The sequence below is a fragment of the Limnohabitans sp. B9-3 genome, assembly GCF_002778325.1.
GTDB lineage: Bacteria > Pseudomonadota > Gammaproteobacteria > Burkholderiales > Burkholderiaceae_C > Limnohabitans > Limnohabitans kasalickyi.
This window is the reverse complement of the sequence record NZ_NESI01000016.1, coordinates 1-5306: the sequence shown is the minus strand read 5'-3', so window position 1 is coordinate 5306 and position 5306 is coordinate 1. Positions and strand designations below refer to the sequence as shown.

Sequence of the window (5306 nt, the reverse complement as noted above, 5' to 3'; positions counted from 1 at the left end):
CGCCAAGAAGTGGACGATGCCGGTGCAAAACTGGAAGCCCGTGCTGAACCGATTTACGATCCAGTTTGAGGGAAGGATGCCGACGAATTAACACTCGCTCCGTTTACACAAAATTCGGGACACCCTCTGGCGTGAACGTCTTGAAAGTTCCAATTTTTCGTTGGAAATTGTCCAACCATTTGAACCATCGTCGGTCCTGTCCTACTCCTTCGACCTTGGCTGTTAGCTGCTCAATTTCGACCTCGATTGCCAACTTCTCTCTATCAATATTCGCCCGAACTGCTGAGTATTGCGTTGCACTCAGGCGTTCCATCAATCGTTCAGTTTCCACTTTAGTCAGGGCTTCAAACGTCTTTTCCAGCGTCCTCTTCAACTGGCGAATCTTTAAATTTGCTGCTTTGATTTCTTGCTCTGAACCGGCTTGAGAGGCGTAGTCCGTTCCAAGGATTTCAACCTTAGTCTGCTCACGGAATGAACGACTCTTGCTAATTACATCAATGACAGTGTTCCAGACTAGCTCGTCAGTTGCATCAATGTTTAAAGAGCGGGTCATTGCACAGGCACGTCCCCTTTGCCATTTTTCTGCCTCGGGAATTGACTCCTTAGCCCATTGCCGTTCTTTTTTCGGACAGTAATAGTGGGACTTGCTTGGCTGCTTTGGATTCTTCACTCCAGACAACCAAGTCCCGCAATGCCCACATCGAAGAACATTCTTCAGCATATAGAAGTGCTTAACTGCGTTAGTGCTATTTCGCTTGCTAAGGTGGTCTTCTTTCGTTGCCTGCACCTTTGACCACAGTTCGGTCGAGAGGATTCGAGGGCACTCAACACGAATCTCTTCACCTGACTTATGGTCTTTGAAGTCCCAATATCCAATGTAGTGAGTGTTACGAAGCAAAGCTTGTAACGAACCCATTGCCCAAGTTCCCTTCTTTCTTCGAGGAGTTACACCATTGGCATCAAGCTCAATCTTCACATCCATAAGTGGGACTTTATTGGCGTACTGTTCGAATATGAATCGAACCCACTTAGCCTCACTCTCGTTGATCACCAGCTTACGGTCTACCAAATCGTAGCCATATGCTGGTGGTCCGCCCATCCAGAAGCCCTGTCGGATTCGAGCTAGTTTGCCAAGCCTTGTTCTTTCAGCCCTTTGAGCGTTGTCGAATTGACCAACTGCATCAAGGATTTGCTTCAAGAACTGGTCATGAGGATTACCAAGGTCGTACTTACCTTCCTTGTTGTAGAGAGTAACCCCTTGCTTGTTGCACTCAACTCGGAAAATTGACGAAACGTGGTCATTTCTTGAAAGTCGGGACTGGTCATAAACAAACAGATGTTTTACAGCACCAGTTTTGATTTCATTGAACAGCTGCGATAGCACTGGACGCTTGTCGATCTCTTCATGGTTTGAAGAACGACCACCCTCATTCCATAGGCGGTACTCAAACCCAAGTTGCTTTGCCCTTGCTATCCCTATCTCCTTTTGAATGTCCAAGGACATCCCCTCATCCGCTTGGACCACGGTTGAGACACGGGTGTAGATGTGAAGAATTTCAGACAAGATCGACTACTTTCCGGCGGGCATCGCTTTCCCCATCAATATACCTTTGCGTAGTCTGTAAGCTGCTGTGACCTGCCAGCCACTGAACATCCCTCAGTGACCCTCCAACCGTAGAGATTTTTTTGGCAGCATTGGTAATGAAGGTTCGTCGACCACTATGGGATGAACACCCCATAAGACCTGCCTTTTTGTACCACCCCTTGAACATATTCACGATTACTTGTGGGGTTGTCTGGATACGTCTTTGTGTGCGAACTATCCTTCGATCCCTCAGCTCATGCAGGGTTGCTTTACTTCTTATCGCATTGAGTTGACTAGCAAGCTCCAACCGTAACTGCTTGTTGATTGGTATTAGTCTGCCTGAATTCCCCTTTGAGGCGGTGTTTTCGAGGGAGATGTTGTCTTCCAAGTCCCCTGATGCACTCAAAACCATTCCCCAAGTCAATCCCGCAATTTCTTTCGCCCTAAGACCTGCTTTGACCGACAGGAGAAAGATCAGCCTATTCCTGCTTGGGTTCCTAGTCAGCTCCAGTGATAGATAAAAGGCATCCATTTGCTGCTTGGTAAGAAGCTTGGCTTGTTTACCTAGTGCCATACGACCATCCCGTTATAAAAATGCATACTTTTATTTTAATAAAACGAGATATTTTTGAACACCGTTTTGTGCAGTTTGTTTTTCCTTTTGAAATCAATAACTTATGTTGACTGATTATTTTTTATCTATTCCATAACCAGTCGTTACGGTGACAAGCCCTGCCCGACCCTCTGGATGGATTCTTCAGCCCGACGAAGGTATCTACTCACCGTCGAAGCCAAAGCCTTCTTCTTTTGCTCTTTTGTGTATTGGTCATCAGATGCCTTTAGCTTCTGGCTTCGAATGACCCCGGGCATTTCGTTACCTATTTCCCAGAGCTTCATCTTTGGATAGTCATGCTTCATCTCGTAAACCTTCATCGCCAGCTTTAAGGCTGGGACGTTTGGCTGTCCTTCAAATTTATACCTTGCCTGACTGGACTTGGCATATTGAACTCCCCGTTTACCTTTGTGACGGTTTTTTAACAGCAGGTTGAATCTTTTCTGCAGGTATCGCTTGGGTAGGTCCAACGGAAATACCAACGTCAACACGTTAGATTGGTCCGGGGCTAATTCACCACCTTGCAACTCTCTAACGACATCTTCTGCCGCAGGTTCAGCAAACAGACGTATCGCACGACCACTTTGACTCCACCACGCCTTGAAGTTGTCGTCACGAACATCTCCAAAGTCTTGGTACAGAGGAGCCATTGGTCCCTTACCCCCTGACTCGCAGCACGCAATGTATTCAGCGTTCTTTCGCAAAAAAGCCCACCACCAGAAGTAAACCGAACCTTGCCAATGGCTAACCGACTTTGGAGTTTTGACAGTTCCAAACGTTGGATGCCGGTAGGCGAAATGTCGTTGCGAAGGGACGTTTTTCATGCCAATTATGTTAACACTTTAAATAACTTAATAAGTTAACAGGCATTCAAAAAATGACTATTTTGGAACAATAGAGTCATTGAAATTAATAACGATTTCAATCATTCTTTAAAGGACTATTCAAATGACCAAGACCACACAAAACCCAAAAAATACTTTCAGCATTTCCATCAACCGCACACTAAATACAGCGACTATTCAATGGAATCGGGAAATTGAATGCATCGAACGCATTATCGAAAACTTATCTCTATTCAACATTACACCTACACAAAATATCAAAGATCAAATTAAAAAATTCGCCAACAAACCAACTAAAAAAATCAACATCGACACCATCTCAATCTAATCTTCATCATGAACATCACATCTTTTATCGGCAAGCACAGCCGATTCACAAAACTCATGCTCACTCAACTTCTTAACAGCGACTCTACCCAAGCGTCAGAGGCAATTCAAATGATTTCCGAAATTATTAAATCATATAAAAAAAGAACAATCGACAAAAAATCCACATCCGAACTTATACACGAAATAATTTTTCAATATCACTCACTTGATCAACTAATCAGAAATAACGAGCAGCCAGAATACATTTCATTTCGATACTTTTTTTGGAAATAAAAATCTCTACAGAAAGCACCGACATCTTTTACATCTAAACAAAAACCAAAGAATACAAATGAACTTTTTCGCTTACACCACTCTTTGCGCCATTGGAAACAACTCGAGTATTACAAAATTCGAGCAATCCCTTCCTATTTCTAATAGTCTTTTTGATTTCAAAGAAATCATTTCAATTCCCAATGAAATAAATATTGATTTAAGCACAGCAAGTGATAATGAAATAAAGGACTGGAAGAAATGGACCACTGAAAACTGGGGCACGCCATCCAATGGTCACATTGAAAAATTCGGAAAAATTTATTCACACGACTCTGACTCTTTCACAATAGAACTCCGCACCGTTTACAACGAACCCAAACTGGTGATGGATACGATTATTGAACAGAACCCTAATCTCGAATTTTTTATTAGTAGCATCGATCTTTTTGGTAATAGCTATATTGCATACAGAGCAAAAGAAGAAAAAAATATTTTATTACTTTGCAGCCAAGATACGAGCGATGAATACTCCAACCCTAGAATCAAATTTGAAAAATCCAATATACTCAAGGTAAATATTTCAGATTTTCACCATCTACATTGGGACTTCTTGGAGCAATTAAATATTGGAAATATTTTAAAAAATAATTTGTTAAATATTCGCTAAATATATAAAATATAAATATTAAACAATTTCCACCAATCGAACAGATGGTCTTGCACCCCTCGATTGGCGGATTTTTAACAATCTCACTTTCTTTTGTGCCATTTAATTGGTATGACTTTCTATTGCCTAAATATTCTTAACAACCCATCCAATCTCTTCTATCTAATGAGCAGGACCAGCTCAGATCAAGGACACCATGACCAATCAAGCTACAACTAGGTTCAGCCTATCTAAAGATACACAAACCCAACATTGGACAGAATTCTTTGACTCTAAGCGTCAAGATCACCAACTGTTTGCCATTACTGTCGTCTTTAAACCTGTCGATAGGATCAACACCAGAGAAAGATGGGAAACGGAGTACGCCGCAGGCGTCCTAAAGAAGTTCCGTCGAGCAATAGAACCTAATCAAGCGAATCAAGAATCTGCCCTACCTTTTCCAGACTTCTATTTCTTTGAGCGATTCGAATCCACAGGACTTCGCACTGCTGGTCGCAGGTCACCCTTCCATATTCATAGCCTCTTACCCATCAGGAAATCGCAGCTACATCGTGTCTGGTCACACGACAACAACAACCTAACTGATCGGCTTCTGAAGGATATCAAGTCACTTGGTACCGTCCAATCCATCCTTGTTGAACCAGTGAAAGAGGGACACACCATGGAATGGGTCAGATACATCACCAAGCAAAAGCAGATCTAAGCAACACCATCATGCTTAGCTTCAAACATTGGATTAAACGAAAGAAGAAGGAACCACGCCATGAGCGACACGCTAGCCAAACAAATCGAGAAATCAGGGACCAAGATGACCAAGGACAAGTTGCTGGACCTGATACGCAAGTCCCCATTGAAAGAGTTCACGTTTTCCCAGTCACCGAACTCGAGGGTGTCCCGAATTTTGTGTAAACGGAGCGAGTGTTAATTCGTCGGCATCCTTCCCTCAAACTGGATCGTAAATCGGTTCAGCACGGGCTTCCAGTTTTGCACCGGCATCGTCCACTTCTTGGC

Annotated in this window: 6 protein-coding genes; 3 read left to right on the top strand and 3 right to left on the bottom strand. The window is 43.0% G+C overall.

From position 1 onward, the window contains the following. Positions 1-103 precede the first annotated feature (103 nt). From B9Z42_RS15970 to B9Z42_RS15960, 3 genes are all read right to left on the bottom strand, one after another. A complete protein-coding gene (locus B9Z42_RS15970) occupies positions 104-1564 on the bottom strand; it encodes a recombinase family protein (RefSeq protein ID WP_100134415.1) in 1461 nt (486 codons plus the stop codon). Further along, a complete protein-coding gene (locus B9Z42_RS15965; protein ID WP_100134414.1) occupies positions 1557-2159 on the bottom strand; it encodes a site-specific integrase in 603 nt (200 codons plus the stop codon). The genes B9Z42_RS15970 and B9Z42_RS15965 overlap by 8 nt, the downstream gene beginning before the upstream one ends. A 143-nt stretch (positions 2160-2302) precedes the next feature. Beyond that, positions 2303-3022 carry a hypothetical protein gene (locus B9Z42_RS15960; RefSeq protein ID WP_143474113.1) on the bottom strand — a complete coding sequence of 240 codons (720 nt, stop codon included), beginning with the start codon at positions 3020-3022 and terminating at the stop codon, positions 2303-2305. A 124-nt stretch (positions 3023-3146) separates the two neighbouring features. Between B9Z42_RS15960 and B9Z42_RS15955 the strand changes: the two genes are divergently transcribed. The 3 genes from B9Z42_RS15955 to B9Z42_RS15940 all read left to right on the top strand — a co-directional run bounded on the left by B9Z42_RS15955 (position 3147) and on the right by B9Z42_RS15940 (position 4998). Then, positions 3147-3371: a hypothetical protein gene (locus B9Z42_RS15955; RefSeq protein ID WP_100134412.1), complete on the top strand. Its 225-nt coding sequence runs from the start codon at positions 3147-3149 to the stop codon at positions 3369-3371. Between the two features lie 333 nt (positions 3372-3704). Then, positions 3705-4295, top strand: a complete 591-nt coding sequence (locus tag B9Z42_RS15945; protein WP_100134410.1) for a hypothetical protein — start codon at positions 3705-3707, stop codon at positions 4293-4295. A gap of 196 nt (positions 4296-4491) precedes the next feature. Beyond that, the gene (locus tag B9Z42_RS15940; protein ID WP_100134409.1) at positions 4492-4998 is read left to right on the top strand and encodes a hypothetical protein; all 507 of its coding nucleotides are present in this window, start codon (positions 4492-4494) and stop codon (positions 4996-4998) included. Positions 4999-5306: the final 308 nt, after the last annotated feature.